Annotated in this window: 15 protein-coding genes and 1 tRNA gene; 8 read left to right on the top strand and 8 right to left on the bottom strand. The window is 30.3% G+C overall.

What is annotated here, in order from left to right; all coding sequences use genetic code 11:
• The first annotated feature begins 145 nt into the window (after positions 1–145).
• Positions 146–1,330: an argininosuccinate synthase gene (locus tag EDL80_RS02040; RefSeq protein WP_158406545.1), complete on the top strand. Its 1,185-nt coding sequence runs from the start codon at positions 146–148 to the stop codon at positions 1,328–1,330.
• Positions 1,331–1,824: 494 nt separating this feature from the next.
• Here the strand turns inward: EDL80_RS02040 and EDL80_RS02035 are convergent, their stop codons facing one another.
• The 4 genes from EDL80_RS02035 to EDL80_RS02020 form a co-directional block, all read right to left on the bottom strand.
• A complete protein-coding gene (locus EDL80_RS02035) occupies positions 1,825–2,736 on the bottom strand; it encodes a hypothetical protein (protein WP_158406544.1) in 912 nt (303 codons plus the stop codon).
• Between the two features lie 348 nt (positions 2,737–3,084).
• Positions 3,085–3,159, bottom strand: a tRNA-Met gene (locus EDL80_RS02030).
• A 40-nt stretch (positions 3,160–3,199) separates the two neighbouring features.
• Complete coding sequence (locus EDL80_RS02025; RefSeq protein WP_158406543.1) at positions 3,200–7,798, bottom strand: ankyrin repeat domain-containing protein; 4,599 nt, start codon at positions 7,796–7,798, stop codon at positions 3,200–3,202.
• Between the two features lie 259 nt (positions 7,799–8,057).
• Entirely contained in the window at positions 8,058–9,251 is a 1,194-nt protein-coding gene (locus EDL80_RS02020; RefSeq protein WP_158406542.1) for a deoxyguanosinetriphosphate triphosphohydrolase, read from the bottom strand.
• 67 nt (positions 9,252–9,318) lie between these two features.
• On the opposite strand from EDL80_RS02020, the gene EDL80_RS02015 reads away from it, so the two are divergent.
• The 4 genes from EDL80_RS02015 (at position 9,319) to EDL80_RS02000 (ending at position 12,135) form a co-directional block, all read left to right on the top strand.
• Entirely contained in the window at positions 9,319–9,786 is a 468-nt protein-coding gene (locus tag EDL80_RS02015) for a HesB/IscA family protein (RefSeq protein ID WP_158406541.1), read from the top strand.
• A 17-nt stretch (positions 9,787–9,803) separates the two neighbouring features.
• On the top strand, positions 9,804–10,520 hold the full coding sequence (gene lepB / locus EDL80_RS02010; protein WP_158406540.1) for a signal peptidase I: 717 nt from the start codon (positions 9,804–9,806) through the stop codon (positions 10,518–10,520).
• 9 nt (positions 10,521–10,529) lie between these two features.
• A complete protein-coding gene (gene nuoI / locus EDL80_RS02005; protein ID WP_158406539.1) occupies positions 10,530–11,039 on the top strand; it encodes an NADH-quinone oxidoreductase subunit NuoI in 510 nt (169 codons plus the stop codon).
• A 760-nt stretch (positions 11,040–11,799) separates the two neighbouring features.
• On the top strand, positions 11,800–12,135 hold the full coding sequence (locus EDL80_RS02000) for a hypothetical protein (RefSeq protein WP_158406538.1): 336 nt from the start codon (positions 11,800–11,802) through the stop codon (positions 12,133–12,135).
• Between the two features lie 652 nt (positions 12,136–12,787).
• Here the strand turns inward: EDL80_RS02000 and typA are convergent.
• The 3 genes from typA to EDL80_RS01985 form a co-directional block, all read right to left on the bottom strand.
• Complete coding sequence (gene typA / locus EDL80_RS01995; protein WP_158406537.1) at positions 12,788–14,626, bottom strand: translational GTPase TypA; 1,839 nt, start codon at positions 14,624–14,626, stop codon at positions 12,788–12,790.
• 754 nt (positions 14,627–15,380) lie between these two features.
• A complete protein-coding gene (gene hemC / locus EDL80_RS01990; protein ID WP_158406536.1) occupies positions 15,381–16,271 on the bottom strand; it encodes a hydroxymethylbilane synthase in 891 nt (296 codons plus the stop codon).
• A 1,100-nt stretch (positions 16,272–17,371) separates the two neighbouring features.
• Positions 17,372–18,667 carry a bifunctional folylpolyglutamate synthase/dihydrofolate synthase gene (locus EDL80_RS01985; protein ID WP_158406535.1) on the bottom strand — a complete coding sequence of 432 codons (1,296 nt, stop codon included), beginning with the start codon at positions 18,665–18,667 and terminating at the stop codon, positions 17,372–17,374.
• Positions 18,668–19,203: 536 nt separating this feature from the next.
• On the opposite strand from EDL80_RS01985, the gene gatA reads away from it, so the two are divergent.
• The 3 genes from gatA to prfB all read left to right on the top strand — a co-directional run bounded on the left by gatA (position 19,204) and on the right by prfB (position 22,931).
• Positions 19,204–20,667: an Asp-tRNA(Asn)/Glu-tRNA(Gln) amidotransferase subunit GatA gene (gatA, locus tag EDL80_RS01980; protein ID WP_158406534.1), complete on the top strand. Its 1,464-nt coding sequence runs from the start codon at positions 19,204–19,206 to the stop codon at positions 20,665–20,667.
• 11 nt (positions 20,668–20,678) lie between these two features.
• Positions 20,679–21,422 (top strand): YebC/PmpR family DNA-binding transcriptional regulator, encoded by a 744-nt coding sequence (locus EDL80_RS01975; protein ID WP_158406533.1) that lies wholly within the window; start codon positions 20,679–20,681, stop codon positions 21,420–21,422.
• Positions 21,423–21,826: 404 nt separating this feature from the next.
• Positions 21,827–22,931 (top strand): peptide chain release factor 2 gene (gene prfB, locus EDL80_RS01970; RefSeq protein WP_158406532.1). Its coding sequence is split into 2 segments (ribosomal slippage): positions 21,827–21,901 and positions 21,903–22,931, totalling 1,104 coding nucleotides; the frame shifts between segments, so codons are not numbered across the junction.
• A 1,193-nt stretch (positions 22,932–24,124) separates the two neighbouring features.
• Here prfB and EDL80_RS01965 read toward each other — a convergent pair.
• Positions 24,125–24,451 carry a DUF721 domain-containing protein gene (locus tag EDL80_RS01965; protein ID WP_158406531.1) on the bottom strand — a complete coding sequence of 109 codons (327 nt, stop codon included), beginning with the start codon at positions 24,449–24,451 and terminating at the stop codon, positions 24,125–24,127.
• Positions 24,452–25,028 lie beyond the last annotated feature (577 nt).

Genomic DNA, 25,028 nt, shown 5'->3' with positions numbered 1-25,028 from the left:
TATATTACTTATACTTAATATCTAATACAATTTAAAAATTAGTATAAAACTTTAATTAATTACTAGACATAAAATAATAAAATTAAGTTGTCACAATAATAAAAATACAATATATGTTCCATGTATGTTTTTAGTTTATTATCTTATGAAAAAAATAGTATTAGCATATTCTGGAGGCTTAGATACTTCTGTAATATTAAAGTGGCTACAGGAAAATTACAATTGCGAGGTAGTCGTATTTACGGCAGATTTGGGACAAGAAGATGATATGTCTGCTATTCAAAAAAAAGCAACTGCATTAAATGTAAAAGAGATTTTCATTGAAGACTTAAAAGAAGAATTTGTTAGGGACTTTGTGTTCCCTATGTTTAGAGCAAACACTGTATATGAAGGATATTATCTACTTGGAACATCCATAGCAAGACCGTTAATAGCTAAACGACAAATTGAAATAGCACATATTACAGGAGCAGACACTGTTGCACATGGTGCTACTGGCAAAGGAAATGATCAAGTGAGATTTGAGTTTGGGTATTACTGTTGTGATCCAAATATAAAAGTAATTGCACCTTGGCGTCAATGGGGATTAACATCAAGAAATAGCCTAATAGAATATGCTAGAAAACACAATATAGATGTTCCTTTAGACAAAGCAAGCGAACCACCATATTCAATAGATGCAAACCTATTACACATCTCATACGAAGGAAAATCTTTAGAAGACCCATATGTTGAACCAGATTATACTATGCTTTCTAGATCACTAACACCAGAATCAGCAAGCAATACCCCAGAATATATAGAAGTTTCCTTTGAAAAAGGAGATCCAGTAGCAATAAATAATGTACCGCTTTCACCAGCAAATTTATTACAAGAATTAAATAAGATAGGTGGAAAACATGGTATAGGAATTGTTGATATAGTAGAAAATCGTTATATAGGAATAAAGTCAAGAGGAGTATATGAAACTCCTGGAGGGACAATCCTTTTACATGCACATCGTGCTATAGAAAGCATAACATTAGATAGAGAAGCTGCATATCTTAAAGACGAAATCATGCCAAAGTATGCAAGATTGATATATAATGGTTATTGGTGGACTACTGAAAGAAAAATGCTACAAGCATTAATAGACAAATCCCAAGAAAAAGTTAATGGAACTGTACGCTTAAAATTATATAAAGGATCAGTTATAGTTGTAGGACGCAAATCTAATAGCAGCTTATATTCATACAGTTTAGCAAGTTTCGATGATGAATCTAAAGGTTACAATCACAAAGACGCAGAAGGATTTATAAAAATTAATTCTCTAAGACTCAAAAACAATTAGATTTACTGTACAATATGATTATTACTTTATAGATAATACACTCTAACTAAACATTCCAGTAAGTAATAGCCTGAACAATGAGATGAACAGCAATGACAATATATATAACTAAAACAACATTAGTGATGTATAATACTTAGTTATGATTCACTCTATTCTAAAAAAAATATAGATTCACACATACGATAGAACATCCTTTACCAATTTTAGAATATGAACAAGCAAGTATTACACATCACTATAATAAACAAAAAAACATAGAAAAGCATTCAAAGTTTAAATAACAAGAACCTAGAATAACAACAGAACAAATAAAATTATAAGATAAACGTAATACTGAATGTAGATAAAACCCTTACTTAATATTTTATGTATTAAACTGAAGTAATTTACTTTCCACTGTACCTTATAACATATATTTTTAAATCAACTATACTAACGGATAATTATCTGTGAAATAAAAAAACAAGATCAAAATCACATTATATATATTATTAATCAATAAAAGCAGCACTCCTAGAAGAAGCAGCACCTTCATTAATTGATATGTCATGCACTGCTTTTACAGAAGTACCAGTACCTTCGTTTTGTATACCTTCATTACTAGAGCGGTGCTTATTTCCAAAAAATTGACATAAGAAAATCGAAGATAAAACACACGCATACCCAACAAAAACAACAGTCTTCAACAACATAGCAGTATGATGATTACTGCTAAAATCTAACATTTCATGTAGTAGTGTCTCATATAATAAATTATATATACCAAGAGATATAAAGATTATACTATTACAGACTGACCAGTCATGGAAGAAATCATGTACAGCTCTTCCTTTATATTCTGTTTGACCAGCAAGTAAAGGTTCTTTTTCACTACTGTTTTCCTTAACAAAAGCCTCTAGATTTCTACGACTACGATCTTTAAAATGTTTCTTCAAAAGAACAGATCCATATGTAATAGAAAATACAGATGCTAAAAAACTAAAAATACGAAGAGCAAGAAATACACTAGAACCATTTGATAATTGAAGCCCCAAAATTAATAATGCAGATGCTATACCTAGAAATGCTGTAGATTCTCCAATAAAACCACAAGCAATTATAAAACCATCTATTTGCTCTTTTGAATATCCTTTACCTTTATCTTTCTTATTTCTTATATTACACACACTCATGGCATTACAGGTAATATTAATTGCTTGAGAAAGAAATGATATAGACGCTACTATTACTAGAAGAATACCAGAAACCTTGTGTTCGCCATGCAACATCATAATAAAAGCAGCAGTTAACAACACCAAATAGAAAACTGACATTAATAAATAAGTTGTCTGTCCACTATGGATCCTACTCTCAGTAAAAAACTGACTTTTCTTTTTTTTTAACACACCTTTATTTCTATTCATAAATAAACACCTCCTACTAAAATATACACTCAAAATTATATCTTACGTATAAAATCTTACAAGGACAAAACATGAAGATTTTTATACAAAAAATAGTATATTAAATATTATATCAATTACAGTAGAAAGCTAGTTTAAAAACATGTTATTTATATGTAGTATATATAGTAACACAGGTTCGGGTTACAATCTAAAATAAAATACTAATTTTTTAGTGAAAAACCTACAGAAATAGCACTTAAATATAGTAAAATTGAGATTTTACTTAATATAAAGAGTAGTATGAGAGGATATGATAACAGATACAGGCTATAGAGTAAGAAGACATAGAAAATTAACTTAAGAAAGTTGCGGGGACTGGATTTGAACCAAGCGACCTTCAGGTTATGAGCCTGACGAGCTACCAGACTGCTCTACCCCGCATATTAAACTTATTTAAGTCGCACGTAACTTATATATTAAATTATTTCTCCATGCAAGAACTTTTTTTCTGCCCAGAACTTTGACCTGCACTAGGAGATACTCTACCAGATTCTACATCATCAGATTGAGAAGATTGTACAACATCAGACATGCCCTCAGCAATTTCTGCTATTTGACTTTGTAATGATGGATCTGTACCCAATGCTTTATCAAGCTCTAAAGAAGTCAATGATTCAGATTCTACAGATGTAGGTTCTGTAAGAAACGATGAAAAAGAACTGCTGGCATACGACACACTAGGAGACATATCTTCCGGAGATGGATTAAAAGTTCTAACCTCTTGTCCAGCCTTAGTGAATACATTGACAACACTATATTCTCGTGGTTCAAACTGTAACGGCACTTCAGGCACTTCTGTAGTACTCCTTTCTGATGAATCACTAAATCTTTGCTTCTTCTGTCTTGTAGGTGCAACAGGTCCGACCTCATCCAGAAAACCAAGACTACTACTAGATGAAGACAATGATGAAGATTCACTAACCATAGCAGCTGCTGCCTGTTCTTGTTTTTGTGCTTCATGTTTCGCCACTTCCTCAGCTTTCCTTAACTTATCTTCTATTGAAGGTCTTTGGCTTACAAATCCTCTAGGGTCTTTAAAAACACTACCTTCTTTAATACAGTCTGACAGCAACTTACCTTCATTATTAGGAGTCAACAATGTACTATGACTACATAATGGAATCACTTTTTTCACTGACTTCATTTCTGCAGCTAATGCAATATGTAATGGAGTATTCCCATCTTTATCACGAGCATTTAATGCTTCTGATAAAGCATCTTTACTCATATTCTTTACTGCATAGTCAAACAACGTAGAATTTCCACATCCCGCAGCAATATGTAATAAGTTTTTTGACTCTGCATTTTGAGTACAAAATATAGAATTCATAGAATTTTTAGATATAGCATTAATTATTCTGCCTGCCATATCATACTGATCTCCACGTACAGCAATATGTAATGCAGTATTACCTTCCTTATCTTGCGCACTTGCTATATTAGCAATGTTTTGCTTACTAAGCTTTAATATGGCGTTTAATCCTTCTGGGCTATTTCTTTCAACAGCAACATGCATTAGATTTTGTTTATCCTCATTTTGAACAGCATATATACGACTACCATCACTCTGACGGAGATTCTTGACCATCCTATTAAATGTACTTAGATTACTCGATTTAAGCGCTACATGTAGAGGCGTATCTCCATTAACATCTTGTTGTGATAGAACATTCTTAACATTTTCTGATGATTGTGATAAAATTTTCTTTATTGCATCACAAGCAAATTCTTGATTTCCATGCATAACAAGCATATGCATTGGTGTACGACTAAAACTACGATCATATCTTGTAGGATCAGCCCCATTTTTAACCAATGCCTCTACTGACGCCACCTTCTCATTTTTGATAGCAAGCATTAGAAAATTCAATCCATGCTCTTCCGTTCCTGGACGATCTATTATATGATTGAGATCACCACCAGCATTAGACAATCTTTTAATAGCATGTACATCACCACGCATTATAGCAAATTCAAGCGGTGCTTGATTGTCACTAGATAGCTTGGCTCCCTTACTCGTGATAAGATCCAGAAGTTTATGAGATCTAGTCTCTACACATTCTTTTATAGAATAATCTGCGTCTATACGTAAATCCGCACCTCTTCTCGCCAATAATTTTATTACTTGCTTAACACGACTTTCAGGAATATTTTCACTTATTGCTATAGATGCTGGAGTACGTCCTTCAGCATCTTGAATGTTAAGATCAACCCCTTTCACTTTAGACAGCATCTCAACAGCTGCCACATTACATTTTTCTGCTGCAAGATGTAAGGCTGTTTCACCATTAGCATTAACAGCATTTACATCAATACCTGGACGTTTCAGTATCATTTTGAGGAGACTCATATCATCACGTACAACAGCATAATGTATTAATGCATTCTGATCCTTCCCCATCTTTTGGTTACAATCTACATGCTTACTAGTAAGTACTGCCTTGACATGTTCTGAATAACCGTATAAGCACGCCATATGCAAAGGACTAGGTCCTCCAGAGTTATCATTCATTTCTTCTGGTGACGACCTTTGAGCAATATACTTAATCATCTCTGGATTAGCATACATACTAGCAACTTGTATGCTGGTTAAGTTGTTAGGAGTTCTATTATGCAACACATCACTTGGTGCATTTTCAAGAATTTTATCAAGAACATGCACATTAGATCCTTGTACAGCTGCATGCAATGGAGATAAAGGTATATCTTTATTTAGAGAAGTCAGGAGTACTGCATCAAGTGGCCTATTTAATATACTACCTGTTTCTAAGCTTGTCATATCGAAGGTGAATCTACCAATATTTGGCTCTAAAAGAGCACTTCTTACACCATCAAGACCATAACTCTGTTTAATAGCTTTCAATAAACTGGATATTGTTGACATACGTTCTGGAGTACACGCAAGATGCAACGGTGTATTACCAAAACCATCTTTTAATAACAATGACTCCCTTATGCTCTGCTGTATATTTTCAGGTTTCCCACTATCATTAGATAGAACTCTTACCAGCGCCTTTGATCCAAGCATAACAGCATGATGCAGTGGAGTACGTCTATTAGCATCAAAAGCCTTACAATCAACCAAAGGATGATGCATTACTTGATTTGTAGCCCTTCTACTACGACCCATTACAGCATGATGTAAAGGAGTATAACCATCATTATCATATGCATTAACTTCCCTAGCAGACACTTTAAGAAGGTGATCTACTCCATATTTACTACCAGTAACTACAGCATAACACAGTGGAGTTTTACCACTGTTATTCACAGCATGAAGATCAACCCTTGCCGTACTTAACTTACGCATTAACTTATCAGAAGCACGGGGATTACTAGCTACATAATGCGCAATATTATTCCCACCTATATCTCTGTCATTAATTTTATCCCGAAGCGTAGGACTATTTTGCATACAGAATAATAGATGCTTTATAAGACCAGGACTACCATTACGTGCTGCACAATGAATAGGCAGTTGACCTTCAGCATTATATACACCAAAATCTGCACCAAACTTCATAGCACCTTCTACATTCTCTCTAGAACACTTAGGATTAGAAACCATGTAAGTTACAGGAGCAACACCATACACATCTTTAACATTTAACTGTTTAGGATCTGTGTTGTTTAAACACATAGTAATTAAAGGAGAAGAACCATTAATTGCAGCATGATGCAATGGAAGTCTATTAGTGGCATCTGCTAAACCAAAATTTCCACCTGCATTTACTATAGCTTGCACCACTTCAGGATTTACATTATATAAACAAGCAGCATGCAGTAAAGGCATTACACGATCTCCCCAATGTCCTTCTTTCCCAGAACCAGGAAGGTCTACTAACATTGGCTCATTAATTTTATCTAATACCTCTTCCCTACTATCTCTTAAGATTTTAGTGATTCTGTTAACCTGATGTTGAGATAAATTGCCATTAGACTGAACTATCATGTCACATACTTTACGAAGAGGCCCATCGTTTACTAATAATTCTTTATTTAATTCTTCCTTATTAAGATAATCCTCTCTAATTCCTGCCCAAGCTGGACTATCAACCTCACTGAGATCTTGGCCCAATGGTTGTACAAAAGTATATATATCATCAACACTTTCATCAAACTCATTATCAGATCCAATACCTTCATCATATTGTTGTGAAGCTACAGGAGGCCTTCTACTAGGTATAGGAGGTCCTTGCTCTTCTCCTTCTGATACCTCTCCTACAGAATCAGAAAGATTACCAATACTAGAATACAAACCCTCCCCTTGTTGTGGACTTACAGGAGGTCTTCTATTAGGTAGAGGAGGTCCTTGCTCGTCTCCTTCTGATACCTCTCTTACAGAATCAGAAAGATTACCAATACTAGAATACAAACCCTCCCCTTGTTGTGGACTTACAGGAGGCCTTCTACTAGGTACAGGAGGTCCTTGCTCGTCTCCTTCTACTAAAGCATCATCATTAATAACAGCATATGGATCCTCTCTTCTTGGAGGGACACGAACTCCTGCTTCTCCTTCACGTGATGGAACACTAGGCTGCATAGGAGATACACCAAGATCTTTTACATCAAATTTCTTTTCTTCAACTTCAGGAGCACTATACATTTTTGCCATATCTTCGGTAACTTGTTCTGGAGATTTTGGCGTATAATCTGACATTACAGCATAAAGACTTTTTCCATCAGGACCCATTACGTGCTCAATTGGTCCAGCTAGTCCAGTAGCTTCCTTGCTAGGCTCTTCCTTTACTGGGCTTGTAGGTTGAACATTTACTGCTTCAGTAGGTACTTCCCCAACACCAGGTTGATCACTTACTGCTTCAGCAGCTCCTTCTTCAACACCAGGTTGATTATCTACTGCCCCAACCGCTGCTTCTTCGACACCAGGTTGATCGTTTACCGCTTCAGCAGCTCCTTCTTCAACATCAGGTTGATTGTTTTCTGGATTTTCAACAGGGTCATTATTCGGATTAAGATTTTGTTGTGCATCTTCTGGAATAGTGTTTTTCGGATCTGCCATAAAAATTTCCTGTTATATTTGTACAAAAATAAATTTAAACATAAATTATTAAAATTTTGATAATATAATTATTAAGAATGTAATATATGATATTAATTTTATAATAATAAATAAATAATCATAATTTATCAAAAGTCATAGTAAAACTAGCCAAATTTCATACTGCAATAAGGATAGCACTATCTAATTAAAAAAAGATTGAAACCTGGATTAATAATATTAAAATTGTAGTATATATAAGCTGTCAGATTTAATTTATTTAAAACAACTGCATTTCATATTTTATATCAAATATCCTTCTATGCTCTTGAATGGCAAAACGATCTGTCATTCCAGAAATAAAATCACATACTACAATAGATCTATTCATTAAATCAGTATTCATTGCTTGAATACTCCACTCATGTGGTAATATTTGTGGATCATCATAAAACGCTTTAAATAATTCCTGAATTATACGTTTTACTTTATTTTTTACCCTTTTTACCTTATAATAATTATATAATTTAGATCTCAGAAAATTCTTTATATTTGCATGGTATTGCATCATTTCTACAGAAAAAGTCACAAATGTTTTACCTAAATTCCTAACGTCATCCTGCGAAGATATATTATATTCTTTAATATTACTCTTAACCTGAGAGACTACATCTTCTATCATAATATCCACAGTCTTCCTCAGAAATTCTTGGATGATTTTATGATCAGACATGCTATAACCAGTATTATCATCTATAATTTTTTTTAAAATTTCCCCTATTAAAGGTAATTCTAATAATTCATCTACAACTAAAATTTTCGCTCTTATGCCATCATCAATATCATGCATATTATAAGCAATATCATCAGAAATAGCTGCAATTTGAGCTTCAGTACTTGAAAAATTATCAAGATCTAATTTATAGTCCCTATCATAGTCTAATATAAACTTGTGAACCTTTTTATCTGGATTTATACAATATCTTCCAGTAATAGGTCCATTATGCTTAGCAACACCTTCAAGAGCTTCCCATGTAAGATTAATACCATCAAACTTAAGATATCTTTTCTCTAAAAATGTCAATATTCTTAACGCTTGAACATTATGATCAAATCCTAAATAATGCTCAGTCATTTCGTTTAAAGCCTCTTCTCCAGCATGCCCAAATGGAGGATGACCTAAATCATGAGCCAAAGATATAGCTTCTGTAAGATCTTCATTAACAGACAATCTCCTACTCAATGATCTAGCAATTTGAGCAACCTCTAAACTATGAGTTAATCGCGTTCTATAATAATCATTTTCATAATTAATAAATACTTGAGTCTTATACTGTAATTTACGAAACGCGCCAGAATATATAACACGATCACGATCTCTTTGATAACAACTACGGTATAAATCTTCCTTTTCATGGAATATCCTACCTTTTGTCTCTAAAGGATTACATGCATATTTTTCTAAATTTAACATAAGTAATTTGACACAAATAAAAACTATGATATATTTATGGGTTAATTTTTAATTAGGTATTGTACATATGTCAAACTTAAAAAATGCAGATTTAACACTTACAGAAAATGCTGTGAACAAAATTAAACTTTTAATAGACCAAGAAGAAGATACAGATTCTTTACTGTGTTTGTCAGTTTCAGCTGGCGGTTGTTCAGGATTTAAGTATAACTTCAATATGGGTAACATCAATACATTACTTGCTGACAGTGATGATGACGATGACGATGGTGACGACGAGGATGATGATTTTCTCGATGACGAAGATGATTATGATTTTCTTGATGACGATGATCTAGATGAAGATACTGAAGCAAGGTTCAGTGTTTTTGATGAAGAAACAGGAAAACCTTTATTGCTAGTAGATCGTACATCTAATGATCTTTTGAAACATTCTGTAATAGATTATATTGAAGATATAAATGGATCTAGATTCGTAGTCAATAATCCTAGTGCAAAATCTAAATGTGGGTGTGGTAGTAGCTTCTCTATATAATAATTCATGGTACAACCTTGAAAAAAAGTTTCCCTATTCGCGAATTTATTTCAACGTTTTTCCTTGCTGGATTAACAGTTTTAGCAATTAGGATTTTTCTGTTTGAACCATTCCATATACCTTCTGGTTCAATGAAAAGTACTTTATTAGTAGGAGATTATATCTTTGTTAGCAAGTACAGTTATGGCTACAGCAGGTATTCTTTTCCCTTCTATCCCCCAGTTATTAAAGATCGTATTTTACCTAGGACTCCAAAACATGGAGATGTAGTTGTATTTCGTCCACCTAAAGATCCAGGGCTTCACTATATAAAAAGAGTAATTGGGATACCAGGCGATAAAATACAACTTATAAACGGTTTCCTCTACATCAATGGAAACAAAATGCAATATGAAAAAGTTAGTGATTTTATAGATGAAGATAATGGAAAACCAATTCCTCGTTACCGTGAAACTTTACCTAATGGTAATACACACGAAGTATTAGATGAAATTCAGGATAGTGAACTCGATAATACACCAATCTACACTGTACCCGAAGGTCATGTTTTTGTACTAGGAGACAATCGTGATAACTCAAGAGATAGCCGTTTCATTACAGATGTAGGATATATTCCTCTAAAAAACGTAATAGGAAAAGCTCAGGTAATAGCATTATCATTTACAAAGTCTGAGGATAGTAGTTCTTTACCTTTTAAGTTAAGATTGGATAGAATATGGCATGCAATTAATTAAAAAATTTTTATGATTCACACAAAACCATCACTGATTACAAGTATTATAAATTTAGCGTATAGTTTTGTTATAAACTGCAAAGGTATGTATATAACATTACGTTACATGCTTAAGCCAAAGGTAACGCTAAATTATCCGTTAGAAAAAAATCCATTAAGTACAAGATTTAGGGGTGAACATGCATTAAGAAAATATAAAAATGGTGAAGAACGCTGCATAGCATGTAAATTATGTGAAGCTATATGTCCTGCACAAGCAATTACAATTGAAGCTCAAGAACGTAGTGTTGACAACAGCCGCCGTACAGTAAGGTATGACATAGATATGACAAAGTGTATATACTGTGGATTTTGTCAGGAAGCATGTCCTGTAGATGCAATCGTAGAAGGACCAAACTTCGAATATGCAACAGAAACACGAGAAGAGCTTATGTATAACAAAAGTAAACTATTACAAAATGGACAAATATGGGAAGAAGCTATTGACTTAAGAATCAAAAAGAATAGTGAATTTTACTAATATACAATTATCAAGTTATTGTATAATTCATTACATTCTCATGGTTTTTTATAGTAATAGTGTTTTAAATTAATACGTCTTTAACTTTTATATTCTATAAACTTATTAGCTCATAATAGTCAACATTATATAACTTTTTTTATGGTTTTACACAGAAGTCTTGTTTATAAGCATAGTAATTAATATACAATAAAAATTAAATTTTATAGAATTAGCATCTGTAAAAATAAAAAAAACAATTATACAATTACCAACTGAAGTATATAAGATTTATAAGCAAAAAAGAAATTATTTAGAAAGTAGTAAAAATTATTCCTCTTAATATTGACATACATAACACTAGAACGTCTTATCATTGTGTATTTGAATTCACATTTTAGTAAATTATTTTACCTTTGCATATAATATATATTACATTATTTCTATAAAACTGATAAATTTTACAAAATCCCAGTACTAAATATGTATTACACTATAACTCATTACATAAAGTTAGATCATATTACCTGAAAAATGATAATATACTTATAAAAGGGTTCAGTACAAAAAACCGAATTTAATATATCAAGAACTTCAAATTCTATTAGAAAATCACCATTAATATATCAATTAATATATTTCTCTTCATAATAAATATATACTAAATTTTGTATTAACTATATATGCACTTTTTGCACTACTAAAAAAAGAGATAGAGATTTTACCAATAATCTTCATAAGATCTATAGCAAAGTATATTTTTCTATGGGAATGTATATAAATGTTTATACTGAATGAGATTATTGAAATAAAATTGCAGATGATCAACATCTTCAATATACAAATTAAATATTTACAAGAATCAGATTTCACAGCAATAAAAGACCTGCAATATATCGAACAAAAGTTAGTATTTATCTTAGATAACAAATGTAAAAAAATTAAACATGATATAGGTATTATATCACTTTGTAAAAACCAAGACATAATAGAACTGCTAAAAAATGTGTGTCTAAAATATGAAGAGATTTTAGATATGCGAAATAAGCTATTTGTTATGTATGATCTCAATAATAAGGAACAAAAAGTTAATACTATTACTCAGCCATTAGAATGATTAAGCAACTTACCAGCGAATTTATATACCGTTTTTTTATAATTTTCTACTTACTTACTCTAAACATAAAATGTAAATACTGTACATAATCTAATTTATTGACCTATTTTTTATATGAAAAGTACATATAACTAGTAAAATTATCACCTAATATATGAACTATACATATCAAACCCATAAAAAAATGAACTAAATGTCTAGAATATAGTAAAATAGTCAAATATAGATAATCATTAAATCTAGAAGTTTTATCTAAGTTATTGCTATTCTTATTAACCTTAAATTAGCACAGAAACAGTACGAAAGCTACTGACACTAAATCAAAAAAAATTATACTAATATTAATTGTTATGACGAGTAAACCAATAAGTTAACATAATAAAATATATAAATTATAAATATAGGCTTCACTAACAAATTAAAACTTTTTAAAACATACTTATTTTATAAAAGTAATTTAGCATATTCTCATAGTAAATTGTAACTGTATAACATAATCCTTACGTCTTTTTATATAGCTTCACAATTCCAACCTATAATTACAATAACACTAAAAATGACTATCAACTACCAAACTTCTCTCTATCATTTACAAACATAAAAAGCACAGTACAATAACTACATATTTTTTTACACATACGAATTATAGACACTATACCCTATTAGCTCTAAAAGCACGCTTACGTTCATTAGGATCCAAATATTTCTTCCTTAAACGAATAGACTTGGGTGTACACTCAACTAATTCATCATCATTAATAAATGCTATCATCTCCTCTAAAGTCATTAATTTTGGTGGTGTTAATCTTACTGCTTCATCTGAACCAGCAGCTCTTATATTAGTTAGTTGCTTACCTTTTAAAACATTCACATCAATATCATTTTCACGATTATGAAGTCCAACAATCATTCCACAATATACTTTATCTTGAGGTTTAATAAACATCATACCTCTATCCTGTAAATTAAAAAGTGCATAAGCTACTGCTTCACCTTTATCTGTAGAAATCAATACACCATTATTTCTAGTAGGAATATTACCCTTATGTGGAGCATAACTATGGAATAACCTATTTATAATACCTGTGCCATGAGAATCTGTTAAAAACTCCCCTTGATAACCTATAAGGCCACGTGAAGGAACAAGGAATACCATCCTCACTCTATTTTTTCCTGATGGACGTAAGTCTTGCATATCACCTTTACGCAGACTTAACTTTTCCATTATAATGCCACTATATATTTCATCTACATCAATCACTACTTCTTCTACAGGTTCTAAAACCTGTCCTTTATCATCTTTCTTCAACAAAACACGAGGACGAGATACTGAAAGCTCAAAGCCTTCTCTTCTCATTGTTTCTATTAACACTCCAAGTTGTAACTCTCCTCTTCCACCAACTTCATAAGCATCACCCTGTTCTGTTTCTTTAACTGTAATCGCTACGTTCGTCTCAGCTTCTGCTATTAATCGTGCTTTAATCACTGTAGATGTCAACTTAACACCTTCTGTACCAGCAAATGGAGAATCATTTACACTAATAGTGATTGCCATAGTCGGTGGATCAACTGGCGTTGATGCAATAGGAAAACTAATAGAATTGTCAACAATACTATCAGATACTGAAGCTTTCTCAAGACCAGCAACTGCAATGATATCACCAGCTTTTGCATCTTTTACAGGTACACGTTTCAATCCTGAAAAAGATAAAAGTTTAGTAAGTTTACCATATTCAACAACTTCACCCGCAAGATTTAAGACCTTGACACTATCATTAATCTTAGCTGTACCAGTATATATTTTCCCTGTTAATACTCTTCCTAAAAACTTATCTGATTCTAATAAAGTTAACAACATACTAAATGGTGCATTGGCATCATAAGATACAGGCTTAACATACTGAATAATCGCATCAAATAATGGAACTAAATTTTCTCTGTTATCAGACAAATCTTTAATACACCATCCACTCCTTCCCGATGCATATAAAATTGGAAAATCTAATTGTTCATCAGTAGCATCTAAGTTCATAAATAGTTCATACACTTCATCTAGTACTTCATCTATTCTACCATCTGGTCTATCAACTTTATTTATAATTACGATAGGCAATAACCCAGCTTTTAATGCTTTTGATAGTACAAATTTAGTTTGAGGCATAGGACCTTCTGAAGCATCAACTAATAATAACACTCCATCTGCCATCGATAACACACGCTCTACTTCTCCACCAAAATCAGCATGTCCTGGAGTATCAATGATATTAATCTTCTTACCTTGCCACATAATAGAGGTACATTTAGCCAAAATAGTAATACCACGTTCACGCTCTAAATCATTATTGTCCATAACTCTTTCAGCTACATCTTGATTTTCTCTAAAAGTACCACTTTGTTTTAACATAGCATCCAATAGAGTTGTTTTTCCATGATCAACATGGGCAATAATAGCTAAATTACATATTGACTGATAATCACCTTCTGACGACATAATATCTCTAAAATTTATAAGTTTATACTAATTTATAACATACATAACAATTAATCAACAAATACTGATTTTCATAATTATTGACATTTTATTCAATCAAACACAAAAAATTAAACATTTCTTCATTTTCATTTATTGATAGGGTATTAGATCTATATAGAAATATGCTAAAGTTATTTATGATAAAAATTATAATCCTTATAACATAATTACACAATCTAGAATATTATCATAATATAATAAATAAATATTAAAACATATATATAAGAAACACAACTTTATTATATAATTACACAAGTATAGATGACACACTCTGTAAACGTATAAATTGAAGTTATCTAACATAAAACTATTATAACATAGCATTAAGTAATTTCAAATAAGCACAAAAAACCTATATAAAATTTTACTGTACTATAAATACAGCTTATAAGTACATTAACCCTATACTATTTCAATGTATTATAACCCATAACAATACATCTATATGTAATCTAATAGGCTTTATAAACTACTTTAACAACCTTATTTATCGCCATGAGTTGCTGTATTTTTTCTTTGCACAAATTACTGTTGCGTTTAAAAATTGCATTTTATTTGATTCTTTTAATTTTTAGAAAAATACTTTTCATAACAAATTAAACAATTGCAATAAATTACTGTTTTAACAAAATTAATTTCCAACTTGATTTAAATAAAAAAATTTTATTAATAGATGTCAAAACCTGTACGGACAATCCCATAAATAACATATTTACTTATTTAACTGATTTATCAGGTCATTACCCATATTAATACCTGATATTTCTGCATCAGATTCATCAAAGCAACACTCTGAAAATACAATCTTTTTTTCATCTGCAAGCATGCATGACATATGCAAAGTATTATTAGTAATGTATTTAGCAAGTGCTGCCAGTGGTGTATTACATGAACCATTAACAGTTTTCATAAAACTCCTTTCAGCTGTAACACTAACATAAGATTTCTTACAATTTAGAATTTTTACCATCTCTATTATCCTATAATCACTAGCTCTGCACTGAATTCCAATAGCTCCCTGTCCTACTGCACTTAGCATAATTTTAGGATCTAATATTTCTTTTACAACGTGAGTTTTATTTATCCTAATTAACCCAGCTTCTGCTAATACTATTGCGTCATATTCTTCTGTATCTAATTTTAATATTCTAGTATCCACATTACCCCTAATAGGCACAACCTGTATATTAGGCAACAATTGCATTAACTGCACTCTTCTTCTCACAGAAGATGTACCTATAATTGCATTATCAGGTAACAATTTTATACTTTTATATTTATATGAAATAAAAACGTCATAAGGGCTACTACGTTCAAGTATACAAGGAATTACCAAACTATCATCATAAAAAGCTGGTACATCCTTCATTGAATGCACAGCCAAATCTATTGTTCCAGCTAGTAATGCCTCTTCTAATTCTTTTAAAAACAATCCCTTTCCACCTATTTTATTTAGAGGAATTTCATTATTAATATCTCCAGAAGTTGTAATATTAACAATTTGAAAACTAATATCAGGAAAATGATTACATAATAAATTTTTTACTTCCATTGCTTGCGCGATAGCTAAAGTACTTCTTCGTGTACCAATGTATACCTTCATAATTATCTATTTTTAAAATTTTCTTATATGCAAATTAATAATAATAAAACTAAATCTAATGTATCTAACATTTATCATGGTAAGATAAAAAAATAAAAGACAAGAAGCATTATATACTAAAACAACATAACATTGATATACTGAACATATCTCAACACTACACATAATTTATACATTAATCTCAAGACTAAAAAATAATGTTAACATACTATATATCTATAAAAATCTATAAAGTACATAAAAGTAACATACATAACCTTTTACTCATTTCTAAAAATTTTTTATATACGAAATTAATAATAACACTATACCTAATATATCCAACATTTTAATTGTTAGATAAAAAACAAAACATTTACATTTTTAACACATTCTAATATTTAAGTATAATAATACATTAACTTAAACATGAAGAAGTGCCTTTAATATACTGTATATCTAAAAACTTATAGAATGCATATAAAATCTCTTGCCCATTTACTATAAACAAATTTCACAGTAATAGCGACCACCAATTCTCAGCACAAATTAATATAAAATTTCTAACACACAACTCATCATTCACTTATAAATATCAAAGTAAATAATTATTTTATATACAAAAATAACATTTCTAATTAACAATAAACTAGGCTGTATATACTATTAGAAGATCAAAGTAAATATCACAATATCTCTGATAATTTATACATAAACTTAAATAAATACAATAAAAAATATCAACTAATAAAATTACACAAATTTACCTTAGTACTATTCATTTTAATTTAATATAAAATATATAATATGCAGTATAAAACTACTACAAAAGTATATAACACGTATTATACTAATGAAGTACATTATTAAAATACGACGATAAGTTACTTAAGATCTAGTGTAAATTTTAAATAACATAGATTCTAAAGTCAGAATATCATACCACTAATCATAAACAAAAGGTATAAAGACAATGGATAAATTCAAGAATAAATCTCTTAAAACATACTAATCAAAATATTACACACAAATTTACAAGATGATGAAATAATATAAAAATAGCAGCAGTTATCACTCTTCACATACAAATATAAAAAGTACAACAAATTGATATCGTATTGCTAATACATATTATTTTCTAATATAACATCACCTGCTAAAAATAATGAACCACAAATTAATATTGTAGATTTTTTAGTATGATCACCCACTTCCAATATCTTAGAAATTGCATCTGTTAAAGTATCAGATGCTACTGCATTAATATCTAACGATAATGCCACTTGTAATAATTCATTTGCAGTCTGTGCTCTTGGTTCAGATTTTACACAAACAGTAGATAAAAATTTTATATAAGGCTTTAAATAACTCAAAAACTCAGCACTATCCTTATCTCGAGTCATTCCAATAATAACATATAAATCATCTACTATACTATCCTTTATCCAATCCGATAATACACTAGCTCCACCAGGATTATGAGCTCCATCTAAAAATAATTCCCAACATTGAGGTATCATTTTATGCAAAAAACCAGTAGTAATTTTTTCTAACCTAGCAGGCCAATATGTTTGTGTTATTCCATGTGCAATATTATCATAATCTATATCATAATGAAACTTACCAGCAAGTATACTACAAGCAGCAATTGCATTTCCCACATTTATCACCTGATGTTCTCCACGCAATGAAGGTAAAGGAAAAGATAGAGTATCAACACTATTTTTAAATAATATATTAGAGTCTTGTTTTTCACAAAACCAATCAATTCCACCACGATATAATGGAACATTATTCTTCATTGCATAATATTCAAAAACTTTCATTATTGAATCTTGCGATTGAGGAGCAATAATACACGTTACATCTTTCTTCATTACCCCAGCTTTTTCTGCTGCTATTAGTTCAACAGTATCACCTAATACTTCAATATGTTCAAGTGATATTGAAGTAATAATAGTTAAGATAGGATCTAATACATTAGTAGCATCAAGACGTCCCCCTAGCCCAGTTTCTATTAATACAATATCTGCATCAACCTGAGAAAACACAAGAAAAACAGCAGCAGTTGTACCTTCAAAAAAAGTAACAGGGATACCTACACTTGCTTCTCTACAAATTTCTAAAGCTTCATATAAATAATTATCAGATATTTTCTTATCAGCAACTATTACTCTCTCATTAAATTCCACTAAGTGTGGCGAAGTATAAACATGTGTTTTCAAACCAGCAGCATTTAAAATATAACGTAAAAAAGCTATAGTAGAACCTTTACCATTAGTCCCAGCAACATGTATAACCGGAGGTAATTTTTTCTGAGGACTTCCTAGATTATCTAGTAACTTTACAATTCTATCAAGTACCATATCAGATGGCCTAAAACCCAAAGGTTTTGGCCAGTGAGGCATATATACCATATCATTTCTCCTTATACTTCAGATGTTGACTTAAAAACATCTATTATTTATATTGCTTTTACCTTTTTTTTATATCTTGATATTAGAAGTTATCATAAACATTTTTATTCAATATATACTTATTCTACATCTCTACCTAGAAAATTCTATGGATATATTGATTTGTACTCATTACCAAATTTTCTATACTATCAAAATTACTAAACACTCATAATTACATAAGAAGAATTAATGGATAAATCCATTATATCTTTTACCAAATAATCAATACATCTTATAAATATTATTAGAATTTCTACTGCATATTATATCGTATAACAAACATTATACACTTGCACAATAGTATCAAATATATATTTCAATAAACCGAAACTAAAGTGAACATGCAATAAATATGCTAATACCAATTGATCAATAATAGATAATCTTACATAGCCATGATATATAAAATTAAGGCAATATATTAATCAAAAATTTAATTGTTTTATAATAGATAATATGATAAGTTACTGCCACTCTGATCTATTTACTCAAACATGAAAGATATTTTAAAATTATCCATTGCAGAAATGCATGAAAACCTAAAAAAGAAAGAATTCTCAGCTGTAGAGCTTACACAACTTCATATCGATGCTGTAAATAATGAGAAGCTAAATGCATTTATCACAAAAACACCAGAAATCGCACTAGCTGCTGCAAAAAAAGCAGATCACGTTCTTACACATGAACAAGATAAGATTACTCCATTAACTGGAATTCCAGTCGGAATAAAAGACTTATTCTGTACAAAAAATATCAAAACAACAGCATGTTCTAATATATTAATGAACTTTACTCCACAGTATGATTCAACTGTAGTCAGGCAGCTCATTGACAGTGGTGCTGTTATGCTAGGGAAGCTTAATATGGATGAATTTGCAATGGGTTCATCAAATTCTAATAGCTGTTTTGGTCCTGTAAAAAATCCTTGGGTAAGAGAAGACGGAGCAAATGTAGTACCTGGAGGCTCATCTGGTGGATCAAGTGCTGCAGTAGCAGGATTTTTATGTGCTGGTGCTTTAGGCACTGATACAGGTGGATCAGTACGTCAACCTGCAGCATTTTGTGGAATAGTAGGATTAAAACCAACATATGGAAGATGTTCTAGGTTAGGAATGATAGCATTTGCTAGCTCCCTTGATCAGGCAGGAGTACTAACACGTACAGTAAAAGATGCAGCTTTAATGCTACAACCAATTTGTGGATATGACACTCAAGATTCTACTTCTTCTAACATGACCGTACCTAAATTCTCAGACAGTATTACACATGTTATTAAAGGTAAACGAATTGGTATCCCTAAAGAATATGAACTGTCAAGTAAATATCAAGAATATAGAGAAGCTTCAGAAATGTGGTTAAAAGGAATTAAATACCTAGAAAACGAAGGTGCAGAAATTATAGAAATCAGTTTACCACATACAAGCTATGCACTACCTGTGTACTATATCATATGCTCTGCAGAAGCATCCTCTAATCTTGCAAGATATGATGGCGTAAAATATGGAACACGTGTATTTTCTGATAACATAAACGAAATGTATGAACTAACACGAGGAAATAATCTTGGCACGGAAGTAAAAAGGAGGATCCTAATAGGAGCATATGCATTATCGTCAGGATATTATGATGCATATTACAATAAAGCACAATGTATTAGACGTTTAGTAACGAACGACTTTATTGAATCATTTAAAAATGTTGATTATATACTTACACCAACTACTCCTAAAGAAGCTTTTGCTATGAATGAACAATTTGATACATTAACTATGTATTTAAATGATATATTTACCGTTCCAGCAAGTCTAGCTGGATTACCTGCTATTTCTGTACCAATAGGGTTATCAAAAAATAGGTTACCTCTTTCTTTACAGATAATTGGTAATTATTATGATGAAGGAGGAATTTTAAACGTAGCAAGTGTGATAGAAAAATACACAGGAAAGATCTTAAAGTAGAGGTTATAAACATGGCTGGTCATTCACAATTTGCAAACATAAAACATCGTAAAGGAGCTCAAGATGCAAAAAGAGCTCAAAAATTTACAAAACTAATCAGGGAAATTATTGTAGCTACAAAACAAGGACTGCCAGATCCAGAATTTAACTCTAGATTAAGGTCCGCAATTGTTACTGCAAAAAAAGAAAACTTACCTAAAGACAGAATTGATGCTGCCATCAAAAGCGCGTCTGGAAATAATCAACAAGATAATTTTGAAGAAGTAGTATATGAAGGGTACGGCCCAGGAAATATAGCTTTGATAATTCAAACTCTGACTAATAACCGTAACAGAACTGCAGCAGAATTAAGACATGCTTTATCAAAACACAATGGTAAACTAGGAGAATCAGGAAATGTTAGTTTTCTTTTTAACCATGTAGGTTTAATAGCATATAAAGCATCATGTATTGACAGCTTTGATTCTCTTTTTAATACAGCTATAGAATTACAGGCGCTAGATGTTGAAGAACATGAACATGACGAAGAAAAGATGTATTATGTAATATGTAATGTACAGGACTTTGGCAACGTTAGAGATCAATTATTTGAAAAATTCTCTGATGCAGAATTCTCTAGGCTATTTTGGAAACCAAATAATATTATAACAATAGATGATCAAGAAGTTCAAAAAAAGATCTCAAACTTAATGGATGTATTAGAAAATAATGATGATGTGCAATACATAGATAGTAATTTTACTTTTTCAGATTAAAACACTATAACATATATAATTTTATACTTTATACTGTTACTAAAAAATTATTATTATTGTCTAGTAAGTTATTTTTTCCCAAATTTATCGAACTCTATTAACACATATTTACAATTAATTTGAAAAATACTTTCTATATTTTAAAGGTATTAACATTATATATTCTATAATACTATAGCCTATTTCATCATCTTTCCTATTCTGTCAATTTAGTACCTATAGGAATTACATATTAAAACTAATATTTTATTAATGATTTATAACTTGCTTTCCTGGTATAGGTTCTGTATCCTATAATCAGTTATTAATTATGGCATTTATGTTAAAGTTATTATTATGTTTATTTTTATTGTACATTTTAATAAATCGAGTAAAATCTAGTAGTTAACTTTTTTCTTAACATTATGGTAACTAAATCTTATATTGACGAAGAATTAGTAAATCTAAATAAAGCTTTACAACTAATTCGAGGTTACCTTTGACATTGATAATCTAATAGGTCTATTGGCTGATCTTAACATAAAGTGTTCTGGCATTTCATTATGGAACGACAGTTCAACAGCTCACAGTGCTTTATCTGAACGTGCTAGAATATCCAAGATCATAGATTCATTTACAGAACTAGAAGAAGAGTATAATTATTATACTGAACTACTAGTTCTAGTAAATAATGATAGTGACAATCTCCTAGATGAATTAGCCGAAGGTTTAACAGTATTAAGAGAAAAAGTAAAAAAAAAAGAAGTTGAATGTCTATTTGCTGAGGAAGCAGATGAAAACGATTGTTTTATAGAAATTCAATCTGGAGCTGGTGGTACAGAAAGTAATGATTGGTCTAATATGCTCCTACGAATGTACATTAGGTGGGCAGAAATATATCACAATTTTAAAACAGAAATTGTACATAAGTTAGATGGTGAAGAAACTGGTGTAAAGTCTGCAGTAATTAAAATTAGAGGATATAACGCATATGGGTGGTCAAAAACTGAAAGTGGTATACACAGGTTAGTACGTATATCACCTTTTAATTCAAGTGCAAAGCGCCACACTACATTTACAAGCATATTAGTTTCTCCTGTCATGAATGAAAATATCGATATTCAAATTCATGATAAAGATCTACGTATAGACACATATAAAGCATCCGGAGCAGGCGGTCAACATGTTAATAAAACAGAAAGTGCTGTACGCATAACACATATCCCATCAGGGATTGTAGTACAATGTCAAAACAATAGATCTCAACACCAAAATCTAGCTGAAGCACATAATCTGTTAAGAAGCAGGCTATATCAATTAAAATTACAGGAAAAAGAAAAAAAAATGGCACAAGAACACAGCAAAAGATGCAATATAGGATGGGGAAATCAAATTAGGTCATATGTAATGCATCCATATCAAATGGTAAAAGATATACGCACTGGACATGAAACTGGAAATGTAAATTCAGTATTAGATGGAGATTTAGACTCATTTATTATAGCAGCACTAACAAAAAAAGTTATGTAAATAATGACAAAACAATACAGCATCAAAATTACAAGCAACTTATATCAATACATTCAATTCCTTTACAATATAACGTTAGCAAAAAAACAACAAGTTACAGGTCTTGATTACATATATAAAAATAAACTATACCATATTCCTTTATAACCAACACAAAATAAACAATGACTAGACATAAAGAATAATGATGATATAGCTAACAGAATGTAGCGTAATTACGATAAATCTTAAGTGTACAATAAGAATAAACTATATCCTATTCCTTACAATAAAATATAAAATGCTAGTATGTAAGATCACACTTTGCAATTTCATTTTAGTCACTCACTCAAACATTAAATTTAATAGAACTGTAGAGAATCAAAAAATACATATTTGTAAAATTCTGATAATCAATAACGGGTATAGGAGTACCGCTATAAATAAACTCATCATTGTAAAAAAAATAATATAAAGATATTCATCATCTTAATGGATAACTTTTATCTTATAAACCTATTTCAACTATTTGATTACAAAAAAATGTTCTTAATTTTTAGTTGCAAGCTGTATAATAATACCAAAAATATATCAAATAATACATAGATATTACAAGTAAAAAAATATAACTCTAGACTTAATGTTACAGTTATATATATTAGTAGTAGATATACATTCAAACTATTTCAAATACCATTAAATAATAATACCCATATAAAACCAAAACACGTCAGCTTTAAACTATAATAATACCTGATAACATGCCTTAAAAATATGTAAAAAAATTATAAATAATTTATAATTGACACTAAAATAATGCTTTTATATTTTTATAAATCTTACTAATAACACATTATGCTAGTTAAAAGATAAAAAATACCGTATTTACACATAGCAACTAAAGAAAGTGCATATTAGAAATCACAATATACTTATATAAGACAACCATACATATTCAACACAATAATATAACTATTTAAGTAGACAAAAAATCCAATACTTAACAATAAAAAATATTGCACTCTATCCTTTATTAACAGAGCATATTTTTAGAAACAAATTTTCAATAAACAAGACAATTTACAAATAAAAATATACCATTTATACTTTTAATGTTAAATAATAATCCTAGCTACTATAATTATTGCCTAAAAATTAATTGTACTGCATAAGTTACTAACTAAAAAATTATAGAAAACACACAATTGAAATAATTATAGTTTTTGCTTTATTTTTATTCCATGTACAGCTTTAAAACCAAAAAACATAGAAATTTTTTCTATAATCACTGGAATGTTATACTGTATATCAATAGCAGCACCTCCGCTATTTACAGTAAGATACAAGAGTGCTGTATTTACATTATCCAAAAATAACAACCTTCTAGGTACAGCAATCTGAGATATTTCCTTTCCAACAATATTTACCCAATTCAAAAAAAGACGTATTTCAATTTTACTAATATACCCATTCTCACACTTTCTTAAGATTAATGATTCAACTGCAGAGCCTATACTTTTAGGACCAGATTTAAATAACATATTAGTTACTCACCACTATTTAAATAATTGTATATTACAAATAAAAATAACATTATCTTCTTTTAAAATCACTAAAGTACTTCTATCAATTCATTAGTAACGATACCCAGATTATAGTACATCACAAATTAATTTAAGATACCTACACTAACTAATATATTCTAAATTGATAATACGACTATAACAAGACTATAGATAGTACATTTGTTTATTAATTACTGAGAAGACAGTACCATGTATAATTTGAAACATTCATACTTTCCATTTATTTTCTTATAACTTATGTAACATAATCATTATAACTATTACCACAATATAATGACATTTCTTGTAATATTATTAATAATATACCAATATTATCACCTCACCATCAAGCTATTATTCTACTATTGCAATATAATAGACTAAATTCATCTTTTTTATAACTATAGTACTTTTATCAGTAATCCTCCAAATTTATCAAGTTTTCACACTCCTAATAAATATTACTAATAGCCCTAACAATTTACCTAGTCATTCACCTATCTAATAACTTTTTCCCTAACACATCCAAAAAAGCTTATAAATAGTACACATT

The sequence above is a fragment of the Ehrlichia ruminantium genome, from assembly GCF_009728835.1.
GTDB classification, from domain to species: domain Bacteria; phylum Pseudomonadota; class Alphaproteobacteria; order Rickettsiales; family Anaplasmataceae; genus Ehrlichia; species Ehrlichia ruminantium_B.
Note: the sequence above shows the minus strand (reverse complement) of the source record. Positions and strands in the feature narration are given on the sequence as shown.